This is a genomic window from Streptomyces canus, from assembly GCF_030815415.1.
Taxonomy (GTDB): domain Bacteria; phylum Actinomycetota; class Actinomycetes; order Streptomycetales; family Streptomycetaceae; genus Streptomyces; species Streptomyces canus_F.
The window spans coordinates 1925275-1946535 of the sequence record NZ_JAUSWW010000001.1 but is presented as its reverse complement, the minus strand read 5'-3'; the positions used below and the strand labels follow the sequence as shown (position 1 = coordinate 1946535).

Genomic DNA, 21261 nt, shown 5'->3' with positions numbered 1-21261 from the left:
CGGTGGTGGGCCCCGCAATGTCCCAGATGCCCGGTCCGGTGACCCGCGGTTTGTGGGCGGGGCCCGTGATCACCCATGATGATCGCGGCAAAGGCCGGGGGAGACGGCGTTGATCGGCCCATGAACGGGCGGTGAACGCGGGCTTCCCGGCATCCGATAGCCTCTGCCGACATGCCGCCCGGGCGCGCCGAGCCACGCCGAGGGGCGCCCCCACCATGCAGATGACCGGCGCCCCGCGTCGGCACCCAGGGAGTGAGTTCGGTTGTCGACCGCCATCCTCACCGGTCAGCCGGTCCCCGGATCGTCGATCGAGGGCGATCTGCGGTCGCTCGGCTTCGATGTCCGGGTTGCCTCGGACGCCGCCGACGCCGAGACGCTCCTCGCCCAGGTCCCGGGCGACCAGCGGGTCGCCGTGGTCGACGCCCGCTTCGTGGGCCACCCGCACGCCCTGCGCCTCGGCCTCACCGACCCCCGCTTCCCGCTCGCCGCGATCTCCGGCGCCGTCACCGCTCAGCCGGCCGGGCGGCAGGCCCTGACCCGTGCGATGGCCCGGGAGAGCAGCGCCGGCGGCGGGACGACGGTCGCCGTCGACAGCCTCGCCGACCGCATCGTCACCGCGCTGGACGCCGAGAACGCCGGTGTGCACCACCCCGAGCTCGGCAGCCTGGTCGCCGCCGTGCCCGCCGATCCGCAGGCCCGCAACGAGGCACGGCAGGCCGTCGCGGACGTCGACGACGAAGCCGTACGCCTGAAGTCGGCCGTGAAGTCCCGCGACGGCTTCTTCACCACCCACTTCATCAGCCCCTACTCCCGCTACATCGCGCGCTGGTGCGCCCGCCGGGGCCTGACCCCGAACCAGGTCACCACCGCCTCCCTGCTCACCGCCCTGATCGCGGCGGGCAGCGCGGCCACCGGCACCCGGGCCGGCTTCATAGCCGCCGGCGTGCTGTTGATCGCGTCCTTCGTCCTGGACTGCGTCGACGGCCAGATCGCCCGCTACTCCCTTCAGTACTCCACGCTCGGCGCCTGGCTCGACGCCACCTTCGACCGGGCCAAGGAGTACGCCTACTACGCAGGTCTCGCCCTCGGAGCCGCCCGCGGCGGCGACGACGTCTGGGCCCTGGCGCTCGGCGCGATGATCCTGCAGACCTGCCGGCACGTCGTCGACTTCTCCTTCAACGAGGCGAACCACGACGCCACCGCCAACACCAGCCCCACCGCCGCGCTCTCCGACAAGCTGGACAGCGTCGGCTGGACGGTGTGGATCCGCCGGATGATCGTGCTGCCGATCGGCGAGCGCTGGGCGATGATCGCGATCCTGACGGCGGCCACGACGCCCCGGATCACCTTCTACACCCTGCTCATCGGCTGTGCCTTCGCGGCCACGTACACCACGGCGGGCCGGGTGCTGCGCTCGCTGACCCGCAAGGCCGAGCGGACGGACCGGGCGGCACAGGCCCTGGCGGACCTCGCGGACAGCGGTCCGCTGGCCGAGGTGATAGCGCGCTTCCTGCCGGGCCCGTCCCGTCCCACGGCCCCCCTCAGCGCCGCCGCCGGCGCTCTCTTGGTGACGCTCGGGGCCTGGGCGTGGGGACCGAGCTGGTGGGTCGTACTGATGGCCGGCGGCTACACCATGCTGTCCGCGGAAGCCATTGAGCGTCCCCTCAAGGGCGCCCTCGACTGGTTGATCCCCCCGTTCTTCAGGGCGGCCGAGTACTGCACCGTCCTGGTCCTGGCGGCCAAAGCCGATGTGAACGGAGCCCTTCCTGCGGCTTTCGGGCTGGTGGCCGCGGTCGCCTACCATCACTACGACACGGTGTACCGCATCCGCGGCAACGCCGGCGCGTCCCCGGCCTGGCTGGTGCGCGCCATCGGGGGGCACGAAGGGCGGACGCTGCTCGTCGCCGTCCTGGCCGCCGCGCTCACCGCCTCGCAGTTCACGGTCGCGCTCACGGCTCTCGCCGTGGCCGTCGCCCTGCTGGTGCTCGTCGAGAGCATCCGCTTCTGGGTGTCCTCCGGGGCGCCCGCCGTACACGATGAAGGAGAACCCGCATGATCGGCCTCGTGCTGGCGGCCGGCGCCGGACGGCGTCTGCGCCCCTACACCGACAGCCTTCCCAAGGCTCTGGTGCCGGTGGGTCCCGCGGGCATAGAGGGCGGCCCCGATGAGGTCACGGTTCTCGACCTCACTCTTGGCAACTTCGCGGAGATCGGCCTGACCGAGGTCGCGATCATCGTCGGCTACCGCAAGGAAGCCGTGTACGAGCGCAAGGCGGCGCTGGAGGCGAAGTACGGCCTCAAGCTCACCCTCATCGACAACGACAAGGCCGAGGAGTGGAACAACGCCTACTCCCTGTGGTGCGGACGTGACGCCCTCAAGGACGGCGTGATCCTCGCCAACGGCGACACCGTCCACCCGGTCTCCGTCGAGAAGACGCTGCTCTCCGCCCGTGGCGAGGGCAAGAGGATCATTCTCGCCCTGGACGACGTGAAGTCGCTCGCGGACGAGGAGATGAAGGTCGTCGTGGACCCCGGCAAGGGCGTCCGGAAGATCACCAAGCTGATGGACCCGGCCGAGGCCACCGGTGAGTACATCGGTGTCACCCTGATCGAGGGCGACGCCGCCGCCGACCTGGCCGACGCGCTGAAGACGGTCTGGGAGACGGACCCGCAGCAGTTCTACGAGCACGGCTACCAGGAGCTCGTCAACCGCGGCTTCAAGATCGACGTGGCGCCGATCGGCGACGTCAAGTGGGTCGAGATCGACAACCACGACGACCTCGCCCGCGGACGGGAGATCGCGTGCCTCTACTGACCCGGCTCATCCCCGCTCCGGTCGTCGTCGACATCCGCCCGGGTGCCCTCGACGACCTGGTGGGCGTCCTCGCCGACGAGCGCATCTCGCACTCCGGCCGGCTCGCCGTCGCCGTCAGCGGCGGCTCCGGCGCCCGGCTGCGACAGCGGCTCGAACCCTCGCTGCCCGGCGCCACCTGGTACGAGGTCGGCGGCGGCACCCTCGACGACGCCGTACAGCTGGCCAGTGACATAAAGGCCGGCCACTACGACGCGGTCGTGGGCCTCGGCGGCGGCAAGATCATCGACTGCGCCAAGTTCGCCGCGGCGCGCGTCGGCCTGCCGCTGGTCGCCGTACCGACGAACCTCGCGCACGACGGCCTGTGCTCCCCGGTCGCGACCCTCGACAACGACGCGGGCCGCGGCTCGTACGGTGTGCCGAACCCCATCGCGGTCGTCATCGACCTCGACGTCATCCACGAGGCCCCGGCCCGCTTCGTGCGCGCGGGCATCGGCGACGCCGTCTCCAACGTCTCCGCGATCGCGGACTGGGAGCTGGCCAACCGCGTCAAGGGCGAGAAGATCGACGGCCTGGCCGCCGCGATCGCCCGCCAGGCCGGCGAGGCGGTTCTCCGGCACCCCGGCGGCATAGGGGACACGGACTTCCTCCAGGTGCTCGCCGAGGCGCTCGTGCTCAGCGGTATCGCCATGTCGGTCTCGGGTGACTCCCGCCCCTGCTCGGGTGCCTGCCACGAGATCAACCACGCCTTCGACCTGCTGTTCCCCAAGCGCGCCGCCGCCCACGGCGAACAGTGCGGACTGGGCGCCACCTTCGCGATGTTCCTGCGAGGTGCCCACGAGGAGTCGGCGCACATGGCCTCCGTGCTGCGTCGGCACGGACTGCCGGTGCTTCCGGAGGAGATCGGCTTCACCGTGGACGAGTTCGTCCGCGCCGTGGAGTTCGCTCCGGAGACCCGGCCCGGCCGGTACACGATCCTCGAACACCTCGACCTCAAGCCCGACCAGATCAAGGATCTCTACGTCGACTATGTCAAGACCATCGGTAGCTGAACTCCGTCCGGTCGTGCACCCCGCAGGGGTCAAGGACCGGCGCAGCGGTGAGCACTGGATGGGGCGCCTCTACATGCGCGAGGTGTCCCTGCGGATCGACCGCTACCTGGTCAACACCAGGGTCACGCCCAACCAGCTCACGTACCTGATGACCGTCTTCGGTGTCCTCGCGGCCCCGGCACTGCTCGTGCCGGGGATCCCGGGGGCCGTGCTCGGTGTGGTCTGCGTGCAGATGTATCTGCTGCTGGACTGCGTCGACGGCGAGATCGCCCGCTGGAAGAAGCAGTACTCCCTCAACGGCGTCTATCTGGACCGGGTCGGCGCCTACCTGACCGACGCCGCCGTGCTGGTGGGCTTCGGTCTGCGCGCCGCCGACCTGTGGGGCAGCGGCCGCATCGACTGGCTGTGGGCCTTCCTCGGCACCCTGGCCGCGCTCGGCGCCATCCTGATCAAGGCGGAGACCGACCTCGTCGGTGTCGCCCGGCACCAGGCCGGCAAGCCGCCGGTCCAGGAGTCGGCGTCCGAGATGCGCTCCTCCGGCATGGCACTGGCCCGCAAGGCCGCCGCCCTGCTGAAGTTCCACCGGTTGATCCTCGGCATCGAGGCGTCCCTGCTGATCCTGGTCCTGGCGATCGTCGACCAGATGCGCGGCGACCTCTTCTGGACCCGGCTCGGCGTCGCGGTCCTCGCGGGCATCGCGCTGCTCCAGACCCTGCTGCACCTCGTGTCCATCCTCGCCTCCAGCAGGCTGAAGTGAGCGGCATGAAGGTCGGCGCGGTCATCATCACCATGGGCAACCGCCCCGACGAACTGCGGGCCCTGCTCGACTCGGTCGCCAAGCAGGACGGCGACCGCGTCGAGGTGGCCGTCGTCGGCAACGGCTCGCCCGTCCCCGAGGTCCCCGAAGGTGTGCGCACCGTCGAGCTGCCCGAGAACCTCGGCATCCCCGGCGGCCGCAACGTCGGCATCGAGGCTTTCGGCCCCAGCGGCCGCGACGTCGACATATTGCTCTTCCTCGACGACGACGGCCTGCTCGCGAACCACGACACCGCCGAGCTGTGCCGCCAGGCCTTCGAGGCCGACCCCGAACTCGGCATCATCAGCTTCCGCATCGCCGACCCGGACACCGGCGAGACCCAGCGCCGCCACGTCCCCCGGCTGCGCGCCGCGGACCCGATGCGCTCCTCCCGGGTCACCACCTTCCTCGGCGGCGCCAACGCCGTACGGACGAAGGTCTTCGCCGAAGTCGGCGGTCTCCCGGACGCATTCTTCTACGCCCACGAGGAAACCGACCTGGCATGGCGGGCTCTCGACGCGGGCTGGATGATCGACTACCGGTCCGACATGGTGCTGTACCACCCCACGACCGCGCCCTCGCGGCACGCGGTCTACCACCGCATGGTCGCCCGCAACCGCGTCTGGCTCGCCCGCCGCAACCTCCCCGCCCTCCTGGTCCCCGTCTACCTCGGGGTCTGGATGCTGCTCACCCTGCTGCGCCGCCCCTCGCGGCCCGCGCTCAAGGCGTGGTTCGGCGGGTTCCGGGAGGGGTGGAGCACCGGCTGCGGCCCCCGCAGGCCCATGAAGTGGCGTACGGTGTGGCGGCTGACCCGACTGGGCCGGCCCCCGGTCATCTGACAAGCTCGAAACTGAGAGCACCACCGGGCCCGGCCCAGGACCCCGGTCCATGCCCCCAGCCCGCACAGGCTGCGCATCTCGAAGACGAAAGTTTCCACTGGTGAGTAGTGAGACAACGCACGACGGCGGAGTCGCGGTGACCGCGCCTCCGTCGCCCGACGAGGGCCTCACGGCGGCCCAGCTCGCCGACAAGTACGGGCTGTCCGTGAGCGGCGCCCGCCCCTCGCTCGTCGAGTACGTCCGCCAGCTCTGGGACCGCCGTCACTTCATCCTCGCGTTCTCGCGGGCGAAGCTGACCGCCCAGTACAGCCAGGCCAAGCTCGGCCAGCTGTGGCAGGTGGCCACGCCGCTCCTGAACGCCCTCGTGTACTTCTTCATCTTCGGCCTGCTGCTGGGCGCCCGGAAGGGCATCCCGCACGACATCTATGTGCCGTTCCTGGTCACGGGCGTCTTCGTCTTCACGTTCACGCAGAGCTCGGTCCTCGCCGGCGTGCGCGCCATCTCCGGCAACCTCGGCCTGGTCCGCGCCCTGCACTTCCCGCGCGCCTCGCTGCCGATCTCGTTCGCGCTGCAGCAGCTCCAGCAGCTGCTGTACTCGATGATCGTGCTGGTCGTGGTCATGGTGGCGTTCGGCAGCTACCCCGGTTTGTCCTGGCTGCTGGTGCTGCCCGCGCTGGTCCTGCACTTCGTCTTCAACACCGGCCTCGCGCTGATCTTCGCCCGCATGGGCAGCAAGACCCCCGACCTGGCCCAGCTGATGCCGTTCGTGCTGCGGACCTGGATGTACGCCTCGGGCGTCATGTTCAGCATCCCGGCGATGCTCGCCGACAAGGACATGCCGGGCTGGGTCACCGAGGTCCTGCAGTGGAACCCCGCCGCGATCTACATGGACCTGGTCCGCTTCGCGATGATCGACGGATACGGCTCGGAGTACCTGCCCCCGCACGTGTGGCTCTTCGCCCTCGGCTGGGCGCTGCTCGCCGGTGCGGTCGGCTTCGTCTACTTCTGGAAGGCCGAGGAGAGGTACGGCCGTGGCTGAGCAGCAGCGGGACCCCCGCCCCACCGTCATCGCGGACGACCTCCACATCGTCTACCGCGTCAACGGCGCCAAGTCCGGCAAGGGCAGCGCCACCGCCGCCCTGAGCCGCATCGTCAAGCGCGGCGAGGAGCGGGGCGTCCGCAAGGTGCACGCCGTGCGCGGTGTCTCCTTCGTCTCCTACCGCGGTGAGGCCATCGGCCTGATCGGCTCCAACGGCTCCGGCAAGTCGACCCTGCTGCGCGCCATCGCCGGCCTGCTGCCCGCCGAGAGCGGCAAGGTCTACACCGACGGCCAGCCCTCGCTGCTCGGCGTCAACGCGGCTTTGATGAACGACCTCACGGGCGAGCGGAACGTCATATTGGGCGGCCTCGCCATGGGCATGTCCCGGGAGCAGATCAAGGAGCGCTACCAGGAGATCGTCGACTTCTCCGGCATCAACGAGAAGGGCGACTTCATCACCCTGCCGATGCGCACCTATTCCTCCGGCATGGCGGCCCGGCTGCGCTTCTCCATCGCCGCGGCCAAGGACCACGACGTCCTGATGATCGACGAGGCCCTCGCGACCGGCGACCGCAAGTTCCAGAAGCGCTCCGAGGCGCGCATCCGTGAACTGCGCAAGCACGCGGGCACGGTGTTCCTGGTCAGCCACAACAACAAGTCGATCCGTGACACCTGCGACCGGGTCCTGTGGCTGGAGCGCGGCGAGCTGCGCATGGACGGCCCGACCGAAGAGGTCCTCAAGGAGTACGAGAAGTTCACGGGCAAGTAGTCCACCCGGGCCTGGACGAACCGGGCCACGACGCTTCATGGGGCCCCGCCGGAACTGCTCCGGCGGGGCCCCGCGTCTGCAAAGGAAACGTCAACTTCGGTACGGCGTAGGAATCTTGAAGCCAATTGGTGTGTTGTTGTGATGTCCAGGACACCCCGACTCACCACGTTGAGTTGTACAACGTAAGCTGTACCGGTCCCGAATCGCGGCAAGTGGGGCGATAATGCCCGACACCTTCAGTGGGAGCGGCTGCGCGGAAGGCTGGGCGGCGTGTCCGAAATAGTGTGTATTGGGTCGGCGGTGTAGAACGGGAGATGTGACGGCTATGGCTACGGAAACTCCCCAGCTCAACGCATGTGCCGTCGCCGCTCCGGGCGGTCCGCGGTGACGGGAACCGGCACGGCGGGCGCTCCCGATCCGGAGCGCGGCACGCTGGACAAGGCCGCGGGTGAGAACTTCCCCGTGGCCCCCTTCTTCCTGCCCAGGGCCTGGCGCACCGATCTCATGGCGGTGTACGGGTTCGCCCGCCTTGTCGACGACATCGGCGACGGCGACCTCGCCCCCGGCGGCGCCGACGCCCGTCTCCTCGGTGTGCCGGCCGAGGACGCCGAGGACCGGCTTCGCCTGCTGGACGCCTTCGAGGCCGACCTCGAACGGGTCTTCTCCGGAGAACCCCGCCACCCCCTGCTGCGCCGCCTCCGGCCGACGGTCCGCCGCTGTTCGCTCACCCCCGAGCCCTTCCTCGGACTGATCGCCGCCAACCGCCAGGACCAGCTGGTCAAGCGGTACGAGACCTACGACGATCTGCTCGCCTACTGCGAGCTGTCGGCCAACCCCGTGGGCCGCCTCGTCCTCGGCGTCACCGGCACCTCGACCCCCGAGCGGATCCGGCTGTCGGACGCGATCTGCACGGCCCTGCAGATCGTCGAACACCTCCAGGACGTCGCCGAGGACCTCGGCCGCGACCGCATCTACCTGCCCGCCCAGGACATGAAACGGTTCCATGTCCAGGAGGCGGATCTCGCCACGAAGACCGCAGGCGCATCGGTGCGCGCACTGGTCGCGTACGAATCACAACGCGCCCGCGGTCTCCTGAATGAAGGCGCCCCCCTGGTGGGTAGCGTCCACGGCAGGCTGAAGCTGCTGCTCGCGGGGTTCGTGGCGGGGGGAAGGGCGGCCATCCATGCGATTGCCGCCGCCGAATACGACGTACTTCCCGGCCCGCCCAAGCCCGGCAAGCTCCAGTTGCTGCGCGAGGTGGGCGTGACTCTGCGAGGAAAGGGGTGATCCGGACCGTGGAGGCCGAACCACGCGTGTCCGCACCGGTACTCGCCGCCTACAGCTATTGCGAGGCCGTCACCGGACAGCAGGCCCGTAACTTCGCGTACGGCATCAGGCTCCTGCCGTTGCCCAAGCGCCGCGCGATGTCCGCGCTCTACGCGTTCTCGCGCCGCGTCGACGACATCGGCGACGGCGCGCTGGACCGCGAGGTCAAGGCCGTCAGACTCGAGGACACCCGGGCGATGCTGGCCCGGGTCCGCGAGGGCGCGGTCGACGAGGACGACACCGACCCGGTCGCGGTCGCCCTCGCCCATGCCGCCGAGACCTTCCCGATCCCGTTGGGGGGCCTGGACGAGCTCATCGACGGCGTCCTGATGGACGTACGCGGCGAGACCTATGAGACCTGGGACGACCTCAAGGTCTACTGCCGCTGTGTCGCCGGCGCCATCGGGCGGCTCTCGCTCGGTGTCTTCGGTACGGAACAGGGGGCGCGCGGCGTCGAGCGCGCGCCGGAGTATGCCGACACGCTCGGTCTCGCGCTCCAGCTCACCAACATCCTGCGGGACGTCCGTGAGGACGCCGAGGGCGGGCGCACCTATCTGCCGGCCGACGACCTCGCGAAGTTCGGCTGCTCGGCCGGGTTCAGCGGGCCGATGCCACCGGAGGGCTCCGACTTCGCGGGTCTCGTGCACTTCGAAGTGCGCCGGGCCCGCGCTCTTTTCGCCGAGGGCTACCGGCTGCTCCCCATGCTCGACCGGCGCAGCGGTGCCTGTGTCGCCGCCATGGCCGGCATCTACCGCCGGCTCCTCGACCGTATCGAGCGCGATCCCCAGGCGGTGCTGCGCGGCCGGGTCTCGCTGCCCGGACGTGAGAAGGCGTACGTCGCGGTGCGCGGCCTCTCCGGCCTCGACGCCCGGCATGTGACGCGGCGGACCGTCAGGAGGCGCGCCTGATGGACAATTCGGTCCAAGGTGATGCCGCTGGGGAAGAGTGGCACGCAACCCTCCGCTCAGGGAGCGCGTCCCTGACTGCAACGGTCGGCTGTGCACCGTTCAAATACCACAGCGGCCGGGCAGGGGAGGGCGCACGATGACCGACGGCAATCAGTCGGGGCGGGACGCGGTCGTGATCGGCGGCGGACTCGCCGGCATCACCACGGCGCTCGCCCTCGCCGACGCGGGTGTCCGCGTCACGCTGCTCGAAGGCCGGCCGCGGCTGGGCGGGCTCGCCTTCTCCTTCCAGCGCGGCGAGCTGACCGTCGACAACGGACAGCACGTCTATCTGCGCTGCTGCACCGCCTACCGCTGGTTCCTCGACCGGATCGAGGGCACCGCGCTGGCGCCGCTGCAGGACCGTCTCGACGTGCCCGTGGTCGACGTCGACAAGCCCGAGGGCCGGCGGCTCGGCAGGCTGCGGCGCGACGCGCTGCCGGTGCCCCTGCATCTGGGGCGCAGCCTCGCCACATATCCGCATCTCTCGCTCGCCGAACGGGCCAAGGTGGGCCGGGCCGCGCTCGCGCTCAAGGGGCTCGATCTCGCCGATCCGGACCTGGACGCACAGAGCTTCGGCAGCTGGCTGACCGCGCACGGTCAGTCGGCGCGTGCCGTGGAGGCCCTGTGGGACCTGGTCGGGGTCGCCACCCTCAACGCGGTCGCGGGCGACGCCTCGCTGGGGCTCGCCGCGATGGTGTTCAAGACCGGCCTGCTGTCCGACCCGGGCGCGGCCGACATCGGATGGGCGCGCGTACCGCTGGGTGAACTGCATGACCGGCTGGCCCGCAAGGCGCTCGACTCCGCGGGCGTGCGTACCGAGGTCCGTACACGCGTCACCTCCATCTCTACTGACGAGAACGGGACTTGGAGCGTTCAGGTTCCCGGCGAGACGCTGCGCGCGGACGCGGTCGTCCTCGCCGTACCCCAGCGCGAGACGTACGACCTGCTGCCGGACGGCGCCCTCGACGCCCCCGAACAGCTGCTCGCGATCGGCACCGCGCCGATCCTCAACGTGCACGTCGTGTACGACCGCAAGGTGCTGAACCGTCCCTTCTTCACCGCCCTCGGCACCCCGGTGCAGTGGGTGTTCGACCGCACCGACGCCTCCGGGCTCAGGGACGGGCAGTACCTGGCCCTGTCCCAGTCGGCCGCGCAGGACGAGATCGACGAGCCGGTCGCCGTCCTGCGCGAGCGCTATCTGCCGGAGCTGGAGCGGCTGCTGCCCGGCGCGCGCGGTGCCGAGGTGAGGGACTTCTTCGTGACCAGGGAGCGGACGGCGACGTTCGATCCCGCCCCCGGCGTCGGACGGCTGCGGCCCGGCGCCCGCACCAGAACCCCCGGCCTGTACCTGGCCGGTGCGTGGACCGCCACAGGGTGGCCCGCGACCATGGAGAGTGCGGTCCGCAGTGGTGTGAGTGCGGCGGACGCCGCGCTGAGCGCCCTGGGCCGGCCCCGCCCCAGCCGCCTCTTCGACATGGAGGAGGCGGCCTGATGCTCGATCAGCACGCGGCAGGCCCCCGCACCCCCGGTACCGCAACAAGAGGAGAGACTGTGCCCACTGTGCCCCCGGCCTCGACGGCTGCCGAGGCGGTGGACGTGACCGCGCTTCTGGAGCGTGGCCGAACCCTGGCCACTCCGGTGCTGAGGGCGGCTATCGACCGCCTGGCCGCTCCCATGGACACCGTTTCCGCCTACCACTTCGGCTGGATCGACGCCGAGGGCAACCCGACCGCCGGCGACGGCGGCAAGGCCGTGCGCCCCGCACTCGCGGTGCTGTCCGCCGAGGTCACCGGTGCCGCGCCCGAGGTCGGCATCCCCGGCGCCGTCGCCGTGGAGCTGGTCCACAACTTCTCGCTGCTGCACGACGACCTGATGGACGGCGACGAGCAGCGCCGCCACCGCGACACCGTCTGGAAGGTGCACGGCCCGGCCCAGGCCATCCTCGTCGGCGACGCCCTGTTCGCGCTGGCCAACGAGGTGCTCCTCGAACTCGGCACCGTCGCCGCGGGCCGCGCCACCCGGCGCCTCACCTCCGCCACCCGCGCCCTCATCGACGGCCAGGCCCAGGACATCTCCTACGAGCACCGCGACCGCGTCAGCGTCGAGGAGTGCCTGGAGATGGAGGGCAACAAGACCGGCGCCCTGCTGGCCTGCGCCAGCTCCATCGGCGCGGTGCTCGGCGGCGCGGACGACCGCACCGCCGACACCCTGGAAAGGTACGGCTACCACCTCGGCCTCGCCTTCCAGGCCGTCGACGACCTGCTCGGCATCTGGGGCGACCCGGTCTCCACCGGCAAGCAGACCTGGAGCGACCTGCGTCAGCGCAAGAAGTCGCTGCCGGTCGTGGCCGCGCTCGCGGCGGGCGGCTCCGCCTCCGACCAGCTCGGCGAGATCCTCGCCGCGGACGCCAAGAGCAGCGACTTCGAGAACTTCTCCGAGGAGGAGTTCGCGGCCCGCGCCGCCCTCATCGAGGAGGCGGGCGGCCGGGACTGGACGGCCGGCGAGGCCCGACGTCAGCACACCATCGCCGTCGAGGCGCTCGACGCCATCGACATGCCCGACCGGGTGCGGGCACGGTTCACCGCGCTCGCCGACTTCGTCGTCGTACGAAAGAGATGATCACTATCGGTCGAATAGCCCTCGCGTAGTCGCCGGCCGGTGTCGCGGGAAACCGAGCACCGGCCGACGGCGGACCCACAGCAGAGCACCACATGCACACTGCACGAAGGGGAAGCCATGACAGCGACGACCGACGGAAGCACCGGGGCTCTGCCGCCCCGGACTGCCGCGGCCAGCGAAACCGACATCGAGACCCCCGCGGCGGCCGGGGTACACGAAGCCGCCGTACGCGCCGTGCAACGCGCCACGGAGTACCTGCTCGCACGGCAGGACTCGCAGGGCTGGTGGAAGGGCGACCTGGAGACCAACGTCACCATGGACGCCGAGGATCTGCTGCTCCGTCAGTTTCTGGGTATCGGCGACGAGTCCACCACCCGCGCGGCCGGCCTGTTCATCCGCGGCGAGCAGCGCGAGGACGGCACCTGGGCCTCCTTCTACGGCGGACCCGGCGAACTCTCCACCACCATCGAGGCGTACGTCGCCCTCCGGCTGGCCGGTGACGCACCCGACGAGCCGCACATGGCGAGGGCGTCGGAGTGGATCCGCGCCCAGGGCGGTATCGCCTCCGCCCGTGTCTTCACCCGGATCTGGCTCGCCCTGTTCGGCTGGTGGAAGTGGGAGGACCTGCCCGAACTGCCGCCCGAGCTCATCTACTTCCCGAAGTGGGTGCCGCTCAACATCTACGACTTCGGCTGCTGGGCCCGGCAGACCATCGTCCCGCTGACGATCGTCTCGGCGAAGCGGCCGGTACGGCCCGCCCCCTTCCCGCTCGACGAACTGCACACCGATCCGGCCGACCCCAACCCGGCCAAGCCCCTTGCCCCGGTGGCGAGTTGGGACGGCGCCTTCCAGCGTCTGGACAAGGCGCTGCACCAGGCGCGCAAGGTCGTGCCGCGCCGGCTGCGCAAGGCGGCCATCAACACCGCCGCCCGCTGGATCATCGAACGGCAGGAGAACGACGGCTGCTGGGGCGGTATCCAGCCGCCGGCCGTGTACTCGGTCATCGCCCTCCACCTGGTCGGCTACGACCTCGAACACCCGGTCATGCGGGCGGGACTGGAGTCGCTGGACCGTTTCGCCATCTGGCGTGAGGACGGGTCCCGGATGATCGAGGCCTGCCAGTCGCCGGTGTGGGACACCTGCCTGGCCACCATCGCGCTCGCCGACGCCGGAGTGCCCGCCGACCATCCGCAGCTCGTCAAGGCCGCGGACTGGATGCTCGGCGAGGAGATCGTCCGGCCGGGCGACTGGGCCGTCAAGCGCCCCCAACTGCCCCCGGGCGGCTGGGCGTTCGAGTTCCACAACGACAACTACCCCGACATCGACGACACCGCGGAGGTCGTCCTCGCCCTGCGCCGCGTCAGGCACCACGACCCGGACCGGGTGGAGAACGCGATCGGGCGCGGGGTGCGCTGGAACCTCGGTATGCAGTCGAAGAACGGTGCCTGGGGCGCCTTCGACGTCGACAACACCAGCCCGTTCCCCAACCGGCTGCCGTTCTGCGACTTCGGTGAGGTCATCGACCCGCCGTCCGCCGATGTCACCGCCCATGTGGTGGAGATGCTGGCCGTCGAGGGACTCGCGCACGACCCGCGCACCCGGCGCGGCATCGAGTGGCTGCTCGCCGAACAGGAGCAGGACGGCTCGTGGTTCGGGCGCTGGGGCGTCAACTACGTCTACGGCACCGGGTCGGTGGTGCCCGCGCTCACCGCCGCCGGCATCCCCGCCGCGCACCCGGCGATCCGGCGGGCGGTGAGCTGGCTGGAGTCCGTCCAGAACGACGACGGCGGCTGGGGCGAGGATCTGCGCTCCTACAAGGAGGCCGCGGTGTGGAGCGGCCGTGGCGCCTCGACCGCCTCGCAGACGGCCTGGGCGCTGATGGCCCTGCTGGCCGCGGGCGAGAAGGACTCCAACGCGGTCGAGCGGGGCGTCGCATGGCTCGCGGCCACCCAGCGGGAGGACGGCTCCTGGGACGAGCCCTACTTCACCGGCACCGGCTTCCCGTGGGACTTCTCCATCAACTACCACCTCTACCGGCAGGTCTTCCCGCTCACGGCACTCGGCCGGTACGTCCACGGAGAGCCGTTCGCCAAGGCGGGGGAGGCGTGAGATGACCACCCGGCCGGCCTCCGCCCCGCTGCTGATCGCCTGCGCGCTCGGCATCGAGCACCTCGCCCTGCGCAGCGGCGACCGCGCCGGCGCCGACGGGCCGGTCACCGTGCTCCGCACCGGCATGGGACCCAAGGCGGCCGAGCGGGCCGTCACCCGCGCCCTCACCGATCCCGCGCTCGCCGATGCCGCGGTACTGGCCACCGGCTTCTGTGCGGGGCTCGCCCCCGGCATGCACCCCGGCGATCTCGTCGTCGCCGAGGAGACCCGGGATCCGGACGGAACCGTTCCCTGCGTCGGGACCGACCTACTCGTCAAGGAGCTCCTGCGGGCGGCCCCCGGACGCACCGTCCACACCGGACCGCTCACCGGCTCCGATCACGTCGTACGCGGTCACGAACGGTCCGATCTGCTCGCGACCGGCGCGATCGCGGTCGACATGGAGTCCGCGGCGACGCTCCACAGCGCCGTGCGGTCGGGGGTACGCCCCGTTGCGGCCGTCCGGGTGGTCGTGGACGCTCCAGAACATGAACTCGTCCGGATCGGCACGGTGCGCGGTGGAATATCAGCTTTCCGCGTCCTTCGTTCCGTCCTTCCCGCTTTCTATGAATGGCACCGTTCCTTGCTGCTCCCCAGGAGGTGAGCCAGATGGCCATGCCGCTGCGTCAGTCCATCAAGGTCGCTACATACTTGGCCGAACAGAAGCTCCGCAAGCGGGACAAGTTCCCGCTGATCGTGGAGCTGGAACCCCTCTTCGCGTGCAACCTCGCGTGCGAGGGCTGCGGCAAGATCCAGCACCCGGCGGGTGTGCTCAAGCAGCGCATGCCGGTGGCGCAGGCCGTCGGGGCGGTGCTGGAGTCCGGTGCGCCGATGGTGTCCATCGCCGGCGGTGAGCCGCTGATGCACCCTCAGATCGATGAGATCGTGCGGCAGTTGGTGGCGAAGAAGAAGTACGTCTTCCTCTGCACCAACGCCATGCTGCTGCGCAAGAAGATGGACAAGTTCACGCCCTCGCCCTATTTCGCCTTCGCCGTGCACATCGACGGGCTGCGTGAGCGGCACGACGAGTCGGTGGCGAAGGAGGGCGTGTTCGACGAAGCCGTCGAGGCGATCAAGGAGGCCAAGAAGCGCGGCTTCCGGGTCACCACCAACTCGACCTTCTTCAACACGGACACCCCGCAGACCGTCATCGAGGTGCTCAACTACCTCAACGACGACCTGCACGTCGACGAGATGATGATCTCGCCCGCCTACGCCTACGAGAAGGCGCCCGACCAGGAGCACTTCCTGGGCGTGGAGCAGACCCGCGAGCTCTTCAAGAAGGCTTTCGCGGGCGGCAACCGCAAGAAGTGGCGGCTCAACCACTCACCCCTGTTCCTCGACTTCCTGGAGGGCAAGGTCGACTTCCCGTGCACGGCGTGGGCGATCCCGAACTACTCGCTGTTCGGCTGGCAGCGCCCCTGCTACCTGATGAGCGACGGGTACGTGCCGACGTACCGCGAACTCATCGAGGAGACCGACTGGGACAAGTACGGCCGCGGCAAGGACCCGCGCTGCGCCAACTGCATGGCGCACTGCGGCTACGAGCCCACCGCCGTCCTCGCCACCATGGGTTCGCTGAAGGAGTCGCTGCGCGCGATGCGCGAGACGGTCTCCGGAAACCGGGAGTGAGGACATGACCGCCGTCTCCTTGGGCCTCCCCGAGGTACCGGTCCGGCCGATCGCCGAGCGGCGCGTGTCGCGGCAGATCCAGGTCGGGCCGGTGGCGGTCGGGGGCGGGGCGCCGGTGTCGGTGCAGTCGATGACGACGACCCGTACGTCCGACATCGGCGCCACTCTCCAGCAGATCGCGGAACTCACCGCGTCCGGCTGCCAGATCGTCCGCGTCGCCTGCCCCACGCAGGACGACGCGGACGCCCTCGCGACCATCGCCCGCAAGTCGCAGATCCCGGTGATCGCGGACATCCACTTCCAGCCCAAGTACGTGTTCTCGGCGATCGAGGCCGGCTGTGCGGCCGTACGCGTCAATCCCGGCAACATCAAGCAGTTCGACGACAAGGTCAAGGAGATCGCCCGGGCCGCCGCGGACCACGGCACGCCGATCCGGATCGGCGTCAACGCCGGGTCGCTGGACCGCAGGCTCCTGCAGAAGTACGGGAAGGCGACACCGGAGGCGCTCGTCGAATCGGCGCTGTGGGAGGCGTCGTTGTTCGAGGAGCACGGCTTCAGGGACATCAAGATCTCGGTCAAGCACAACGACCCCGTGGTCATGGTCAACGCCTACCGGCTGCTCGCCGAGCAGTGCGACTACCCGTTGCACCTGGGGGTCACGGAAGCCGGTCCCGCCTTTCAGGGCACGATCAAGTCGGCGGTGGCCTTCGGGGCGCTCCTCAGCAGGGGCATCGGCGACACGATCAGGGTCTCGCTGTCCGCGCCGCCCGCCGAGGAGGTCAAGGTCGGCATCCAGATCCTGGAGTCGCTGGGCCTCAGGCAGCGGCGCCTGGAGATCGTGTCGTGTCCGTCCTGCGGGCGCGCCCAGGTCGACGTCTACAAGCTGGCCGACGAGGTCACGGCGGGCCTGGAGGGCATGGAAGTGCCCCTGCGGGTCGCGGTGATGGGATGTGTGGTCAACGGTCCCGGCGAGGCGCGGGAGGCGGACCTCGGGGTCGCCTCCGGCAACGGCAAGGGACAGATCTTCGTCAAGGGCGAGGTCATCAAGACCGTCCCCGAGTCGAAGATCGTGGAGACCCTCATCGAGGAGGCGATGAAGATCGCCGAACAGATGGAGCAGGACGGCGTCGCGTCGGGGGAGCCGGCCGTCACCGTGAGTTGAACAGCACGGACCGAAGGGGGCCCGACGTGACGATTCTGGAGAACATCCGGGGACCACGTGACCTGAAGGCGCTGTCCGAGGCGGAACTCGGTGAACTGTCCGAAGAGATAAGGGAGTTCCTGGTCCACTCCGTGGCCAGGACCGGAGGACACCTCGGGCCCAATCTGGGGGTGGTGGAACTCTCCATCGCGCTCCACCGGGTCTTCGAGTCGCCGGTGGACCGCCTTGTGTGGGACACCGGTCATCAGAGCTATGTGCACAAGATTCTGACGGGACGTCAGGACTTCTCGAAGCTGCGCGGCAAGGGCGGTCTGTCCGGCTACCCCTCGCGTGAGGAGTCCGAGCACGACATCGTGGAGAACAGCCACGCCTCCACCGCGCTCGGCTGGGCAGACGGGCTGGCCAAGGCCTGCCAGGTGCAGGGCGACAAGGGGCATGTGGTCGCGGTCATCGGCGACGGAGCGCTCACCGGCGGCATGGCCTGGGAGGCGCTGAACAACATCGCGGCCGCCAAGGACCGGCCGCTGATCATCGTCGTCAACGACAACGAGCGGTCGTACTCGCCGACCATCGGCGGTCTCGCGAACCATCTCGCGACGCTGCGGACCACCGACGGCTACGAGAAGGTCCTGGCCTGGGGGAAGGACGTACTGCTGCGGACCCCGGTCGTGGGCAACACGGTCTACGAGTCGCTGCACGGTGCGAAGAAGGGCTTCAAGGACGCCTTCGCTCCGCAGGGCATGTTCGAGGACCTCGGGCTGAAGTACGTCGGCCCGATCGACGGGCATGACATCGGGGCCGTGGAGTCGGCGCTGCGGCGCGCGAAACGCTTCCACGGGCCGGTCCTCGTCCACTGCCTGACGGAGAAGGGGCGCGGTTACGAGCCCGCCCTCGCCCACGAGGAGGACCACTTCCACACCGTCGGTGTGATGGACCCGCTCACCTGCGAGCCGCTCGCGCCTTCCAACGGGCCTTCCTGGACCTCGGTGTTCGGGGACGAGATCCTCGCGATCGGGGAGGAGCGCGAGGACGTCGTGGCCATCACGGCGGCCATGCTGCACCCGGTGGGGCTCGGGAAGTTCGCGGCGCGGTTCCCGGACCGGGTGTGGGACGTCGGCATCGCCGAGCAGCACGCGGCGGTGTCAGCGGCCGGGCTCGCGACCGGCGGGCTGCATCCTGTGGTCGCCGTGTACGCGACCTTCCTCAACCGTGCCTTCGACCAGCTCCTGATGGACGTCGCGCTGCACCGCTGCGGAGTGACGTTCGTGCTGGACCGGGCCGGTGTCACGGGTGTGGACGGGGCCTCGCACAACGGCATGTGGGACCTGTCGATACTCCAGGTCGTCCCCGGCCTGCGGATCGCCGCCCCCCGGGACGCGGACCAGCTCCGCTCGCAGCTCAGGGAGGCCGTGGCGGTGGACGACGCGCCGACGCTCGTCCGCTTCCCCAAGGAGTCGGTGGGCCCGCGGATCCCCGCGGTGGACCGCGTGGGCGGCATGGACGTGCTGCACCGAGGGGAGCGGCCCGAGGTGCTGCTGGTGGCCGTCGGTGTGATGGCGCCCGTCTGCCTCCAGGCCGCCGAGCTGCTTGAGGCCCGAGGTATCGACTGCACGGTCGTGGACCCCCGCTGGATCAAGCCCGTCGACCCGGCGCTGCCCGGCCTCGCCGCCGAGCACCGGTTGGTCGCCGTCGTCGAGGACAACAGCCGTGCCGCCGGGGTCGGTTCCGCGGTGGCCCTCGCGCTGGGCGACGCCGAAGTCGACATACCGGTGCGGCGGTTCGGGATTCCGGAGCAGTTCCTCGCGCACGCCAAGCGCGGTGAGGTGCTCGCCGACATCGGGCTCACGCCGGTGGAGGTCGCCGGACGGATCAGCGCGAGTCTGGCGGTCAAGGAGGCCGAGGAGACGCTGGCCGCCAAGGAGGCCGAGGGAACGTCGGCCGTCGGCGGGCAGACCGGCGGCCCTGTCAGGGAGAAGGCTGAATGACCACGGAGTTCGACCTCGGCAGACTCCTCGCCGAGCGCGGAGCCGAGCGCTACGAGCTGCACACGAAGTACCTGAACCACCAGCTCCCGCGCATGCTGCACACCATCGGCTTCGACAAGGTCTACGAGCGGGCCGAGGGCGCGTACTTCTGGGACGCGGACGGCAACGACTACCTGGACATGCTCGCCGGGTTCGGCGTGATGGGCCTGGGCCGTCATCACCCCGTCGTCCGCAAGGCGCTGCACGACGTCCTCGACGCCGGGCTCGCCGATCTCACCCGCTTCGACTGCCAGCCGCTGCCCGGGCTGCTGGCCGAGAAGCTTCTCGCGCACAGCCCGCACCTGGACCGGGTGTTCTTCGGGAACAGCGGTACGGAGGCGGTGGAGACCGCGCTGAAGTTCGCCCGGCGGGCCACCGGCAAGCCGCGGATCCTGTACTGCGACCACGCCTTCCACGGGCTCACCACGGGCTCGCTGTCGGTCAACGGCGAGGACGGCTTCCGTGACGGCTTCGCCCCGCTGCTGCCCGACACGGCCGTACCCCTCGGCGATCTCGACGCCCTGGCAAGGGAGTTGAAGAAGGGCGATGTCGCCGCCCTGATCGTCGAGCCCATCCAGGGCAAGGGCGTCCTCGAGCCCCCGCCCGGCTATCTGCGCGCCGCCCAGGAACTGCTGCACCGGCACAAGGCGCTGCTCATCGCGGACGAGGTGCAGACGGGGCTCGGGCGGACCGGCGACTTCTACGCCTACCAGCACGAGGACGGCGTCGAGCCGGACCTGGTGTGCGTGGCCAAGGCGCTCTCCGGCGGTTATGTGCCGGTCGGCGCCACGCTCGGCAAGGACTGGATCTTCAAGAAGGTCTTCTCGTCGATCGACCGTGTCCTGGTCCACTCGGCGAGCTTCGGGTCCAACGCGCAGGCCATGGCGGCCGGGCTGGCCGTGCTGTCCGTCATGGAGAACGAGCAGATCACCGCGAACGCCCGCGCCACCGGCGAGCTGCTCAAGAACCGGCTCGCGGCACTGGTCGACAAGTACGAGCTGCTCGCCGATGTCCGCGGCCGGGGCCTGATGGTCGGTATCGAGTTCGGCCGGCCCAAGTCCCTGGGTCTGCGCAGTCGTTGGACCATGCTCCAGGCCGCCCGCAAGGGGCTGTTCGCGCAGATGGTCGTCGTACCGCTGCTCCAGCGGCACCGGATCCTCACCCAGGTCTCCGGCGACCATCTGGAGGTCATCAAGCTGATCCCGCCGCTGACCGTCGGGGAGCGGGAGGTGGACCGGTTCGTCGACGCCTTCACGGACATCATGGACGACGCGCACGGCGGGGGCGGGCTGATGTGGGACTTCGGGAAGACCCTGGTCAAGCAGGCGGTGGCCAACCGGTAGTCGGAGTGGTTTGCCTCTGAGGCAAGAAAATTGCCCTGAAGGCAAACCTCCGGCTGAATGGAGACATGAGCTCTCCGGAACCCGAGCCGGCCGACGCCCTCACCGTCGTCGCGCCGCAGCTCCGCGCGCTGCGGCGCCGCGCCTCCCTCACCCTGGAGGCCGCGGCCCGTGCCGCCGGGCTGCCGCCGGCGACTCACGCTTCGTAGTGCGCCTGGTACGCTCAGTGCTCCGTTGGGGTGATAACCAAGCTCCAACAACCCGAGCGAGTCACTGACTTGCTCCGGCGGCCGGAAGGGTCGTCGCCGGACGGGCGTGACCTGTCAAACTCCCCGGAGCGATCCAGGGGAGTCTCCCAGGCCCGCCCAGGGAGAGAACTTCAAGGTACGACCGTCTCGGAGCCGATGAGACAGTTGCCGACGGGGACGCGCTGCGCAGCACTGCCTCCGCGTCCCCTCGGGCACTCAATGCACCGCGCATCCGCCCCCGGGCGACAGCGCGCACTTCGACTCGCTGACCCCGCACCGCATCGCGGCCCAGGATCCCGACGGGGTCGAGCTGCTCTTCGTCCACACCCTGCTGCAGAGCCCCACGGCCACGCTGTGCCTGGGCCCCACCCCTGGAGAGACGTCATGAAGGACATGGAGGAGCGGTTCCCGCGCGGTATCTGGGTGCGGCTGATCATCTACATCGCGGTGGGGCACCTCTTCGCGGCCTTCATCTACCTGCTGTTCGAGCTCGGAGCCCAGCAGTAGAC

19 protein-coding genes and 1 pseudogene are annotated in these 21261 nt (G+C 70.1%); all 20 read left to right on the top strand.

Going from position 1 to position 21261, the window contains the following annotated elements; translation table 11 throughout:
* The first annotated feature begins 262 nt into the window (after window positions 1-262).
* The 20 genes and pseudogenes from QF037_RS09130 to QF037_RS09040 all read left to right on the top strand — a co-directional run bounded on the left by QF037_RS09130 (window position 263) and on the right by QF037_RS09040 (window position 21259).
* Window positions 263-2056 carry a DUF5941 domain-containing protein gene (locus QF037_RS09130; RefSeq protein WP_307023571.1) on the top strand — a complete coding sequence of 598 codons (1794 nt, stop codon included), beginning with the start codon at window positions 263-265 and terminating at the stop codon, window positions 2054-2056.
* Window positions 2053-2814, top strand: a complete 762-nt coding sequence (locus QF037_RS09125; protein WP_307023570.1) for a phosphocholine cytidylyltransferase family protein — start codon at window positions 2053-2055, stop codon at window positions 2812-2814. Before QF037_RS09130 ends, QF037_RS09125 begins: the two co-directional genes overlap by 4 nt.
* Complete coding sequence (locus QF037_RS09120) at window positions 2802-3863, top strand: iron-containing alcohol dehydrogenase family protein (protein ID WP_307023569.1); 1062 nt, start codon at window positions 2802-2804, stop codon at window positions 3861-3863. The genes QF037_RS09125 and QF037_RS09120 overlap by 13 nt, the downstream gene beginning before the upstream one ends.
* Window positions 3841-4620: a CDP-alcohol phosphatidyltransferase family protein gene (locus QF037_RS09115; protein WP_307023568.1), complete on the top strand. Its 780-nt coding sequence runs from the start codon at window positions 3841-3843 to the stop codon at window positions 4618-4620. Before QF037_RS09120 ends, QF037_RS09115 begins: the two co-directional genes overlap by 23 nt.
* 5 nt (window positions 4621-4625) lie before the next feature.
* A complete protein-coding gene (locus QF037_RS09110) occupies window positions 4626-5498 on the top strand; it encodes a glycosyltransferase family 2 protein (RefSeq protein ID WP_307037065.1) in 873 nt (290 codons plus the stop codon).
* A 100-nt stretch (window positions 5499-5598) separates the two neighbouring features.
* Complete coding sequence (locus QF037_RS09105; RefSeq protein ID WP_307023567.1) at window positions 5599-6537, top strand: ABC transporter permease; 939 nt, start codon at window positions 5599-5601, stop codon at window positions 6535-6537.
* The gene (locus QF037_RS09100; RefSeq protein WP_307023566.1) at window positions 6530-7306 is read left to right on the top strand and encodes an ABC transporter ATP-binding protein; all 777 of its coding nucleotides are present in this window, start codon (window positions 6530-6532) and stop codon (window positions 7304-7306) included. The genes QF037_RS09105 and QF037_RS09100 overlap by 8 nt, the downstream gene beginning before the upstream one ends.
* Before the next feature lie 354 nt (window positions 7307-7660).
* Window positions 7661-8593, top strand: coding sequence for a squalene synthase HpnC (gene hpnC, locus QF037_RS09095; RefSeq protein ID WP_373463691.1), 933 nt, complete (start codon window positions 7661-7663; stop codon window positions 8591-8593).
* The gene (gene hpnD, locus QF037_RS09090; RefSeq protein ID WP_307023565.1) at window positions 8590-9540 is read left to right on the top strand and encodes a presqualene diphosphate synthase HpnD; all 951 of its coding nucleotides are present in this window, start codon (window positions 8590-8592) and stop codon (window positions 9538-9540) included. Before hpnC ends, hpnD begins: the two co-directional genes overlap by 4 nt.
* Window positions 9540-9680 carry a DUF6380 family protein gene (locus QF037_RS50915; RefSeq protein ID WP_373463690.1) on the top strand — a complete coding sequence of 47 codons (141 nt, stop codon included), beginning with the start codon at window positions 9540-9542 and terminating at the stop codon, window positions 9678-9680. Before hpnD ends, QF037_RS50915 begins: the two co-directional genes overlap by 1 nt.
* Window positions 9677-11071, top strand: a complete 1395-nt coding sequence (hpnE, locus tag QF037_RS09085; RefSeq protein WP_307023564.1) for a hydroxysqualene dehydroxylase HpnE — start codon at window positions 9677-9679, stop codon at window positions 11069-11071. Before QF037_RS50915 ends, hpnE begins: the two co-directional genes overlap by 4 nt.
* Window positions 11071-12198, top strand: coding sequence for a polyprenyl synthetase family protein (locus QF037_RS09080; RefSeq protein ID WP_307023563.1), 1128 nt, complete (start codon window positions 11071-11073; stop codon window positions 12196-12198). The genes hpnE and QF037_RS09080 overlap by 1 nt, the downstream gene beginning before the upstream one ends.
* A 117-nt stretch (window positions 12199-12315) precedes the next feature.
* Window positions 12316-14307 carry a squalene--hopene cyclase gene (gene shc, locus QF037_RS09075; RefSeq protein WP_307023562.1) on the top strand — a complete coding sequence of 664 codons (1992 nt, stop codon included), beginning with the start codon at window positions 12316-12318 and terminating at the stop codon, window positions 14305-14307.
* A 1-nt stretch (window position 14308) separates the two neighbouring features.
* Complete coding sequence (locus tag QF037_RS09070) at window positions 14309-14950, top strand: phosphorylase family protein (protein ID WP_307023561.1); 642 nt, start codon at window positions 14309-14311, stop codon at window positions 14948-14950.
* Between the two features lie 5 nt (window positions 14951-14955).
* A complete protein-coding gene (gene hpnH, locus QF037_RS09065; RefSeq protein WP_307023560.1) occupies window positions 14956-15978 on the top strand; it encodes an adenosyl-hopene transferase HpnH in 1023 nt (340 codons plus the stop codon).
* A 4-nt stretch (window positions 15979-15982) separates the two neighbouring features.
* Window positions 15983-17140, top strand: a complete 1158-nt coding sequence (gene ispG / locus QF037_RS09060) for a flavodoxin-dependent (E)-4-hydroxy-3-methylbut-2-enyl-diphosphate synthase (protein WP_307023559.1) — start codon at window positions 15983-15985, stop codon at window positions 17138-17140.
* A 26-nt stretch (window positions 17141-17166) separates the two neighbouring features.
* Window positions 17167-19125, top strand: coding sequence for a 1-deoxy-D-xylulose-5-phosphate synthase (dxs, locus tag QF037_RS09055; RefSeq protein WP_307023558.1), 1959 nt, complete (start codon window positions 17167-17169; stop codon window positions 19123-19125).
* Window positions 19122-20507 carry an aspartate aminotransferase family protein gene (locus tag QF037_RS09050; RefSeq protein ID WP_307023557.1) on the top strand — a complete coding sequence of 462 codons (1386 nt, stop codon included), beginning with the start codon at window positions 19122-19124 and terminating at the stop codon, window positions 20505-20507. Before dxs ends, QF037_RS09050 begins: the two co-directional genes overlap by 4 nt.
* A gap of 65 nt (window positions 20508-20572) precedes the next feature.
* A pseudogene (locus QF037_RS09045) lies at window positions 20573-21140 on the top strand (XRE family transcriptional regulator).
* Window positions 21137-21259 (top strand): DUF6126 family protein, encoded by a 123-nt coding sequence (locus QF037_RS09040; protein WP_307023556.1) that lies wholly within the window; start codon window positions 21137-21139, stop codon window positions 21257-21259. The pseudogene QF037_RS09045 and the gene QF037_RS09040 overlap by 4 nt, the downstream one beginning before the upstream one ends.
* Window positions 21260-21261 lie beyond the last annotated feature (2 nt).

What these genes read in the sequence shown, in the direction of transcription:
- QF037_RS09125 (WP_307023570.1), top strand. Translation starts at nt 2,053, where the DNA reads ATGATCGGCCTCGTGCTGGCGGCCGGCGCCGGACGGCGTCTGCGCCCC.
- QF037_RS09115 (WP_307023568.1), top strand. Translation starts at nt 3,841, where the DNA reads ATGTCAAGACCATCGGTAGCTGAACTCCGTCCGGTCGTGCACCCCGCA.
- QF037_RS09110 (WP_307037065.1), top strand. Translation starts at nt 4,626, where the DNA reads ATGAAGGTCGGCGCGGTCATCATCACCATGGGCAACCGCCCCGACGAA.
- hpnC (WP_373463691.1), top strand. Translation starts at nt 7,661, where the DNA reads ATGTGCCGTCGCCGCTCCGGGCGGTCCGCGGTGACGGGAACCGGCACG.
- QF037_RS50915 (WP_373463690.1), top strand. Translation starts at nt 9,540, where the DNA reads ATGGACAATTCGGTCCAAGGTGATGCCGCTGGGGAAGAGTGGCACGCA.
- hpnE (WP_307023564.1), top strand. Translation starts at nt 9,677, where the DNA reads ATGACCGACGGCAATCAGTCGGGGCGGGACGCGGTCGTGATCGGCGGC.
- QF037_RS09080 (WP_307023563.1), top strand. Translation starts at nt 11,071, where the DNA reads ATGCTCGATCAGCACGCGGCAGGCCCCCGCACCCCCGGTACCGCAACA.
- shc (WP_307023562.1), top strand. Translation starts at nt 12,316, where the DNA reads ATGACAGCGACGACCGACGGAAGCACCGGGGCTCTGCCGCCCCGGACT.
- QF037_RS09070 (WP_307023561.1), top strand. Translation starts at nt 14,309, where the DNA reads ATGACCACCCGGCCGGCCTCCGCCCCGCTGCTGATCGCCTGCGCGCTC.
- hpnH (WP_307023560.1), top strand. Translation starts at nt 14,956, where the DNA reads ATGGCCATGCCGCTGCGTCAGTCCATCAAGGTCGCTACATACTTGGCC.
- ispG (WP_307023559.1), top strand. Translation starts at nt 15,983, where the DNA reads ATGACCGCCGTCTCCTTGGGCCTCCCCGAGGTACCGGTCCGGCCGATC.
- QF037_RS09050 (WP_307023557.1), top strand. Translation starts at nt 19,122, where the DNA reads ATGACCACGGAGTTCGACCTCGGCAGACTCCTCGCCGAGCGCGGAGCC.
- QF037_RS09040 (WP_307023556.1), top strand. Translation starts at nt 21,137, where the DNA reads ATGAAGGACATGGAGGAGCGGTTCCCGCGCGGTATCTGGGTGCGGCTG.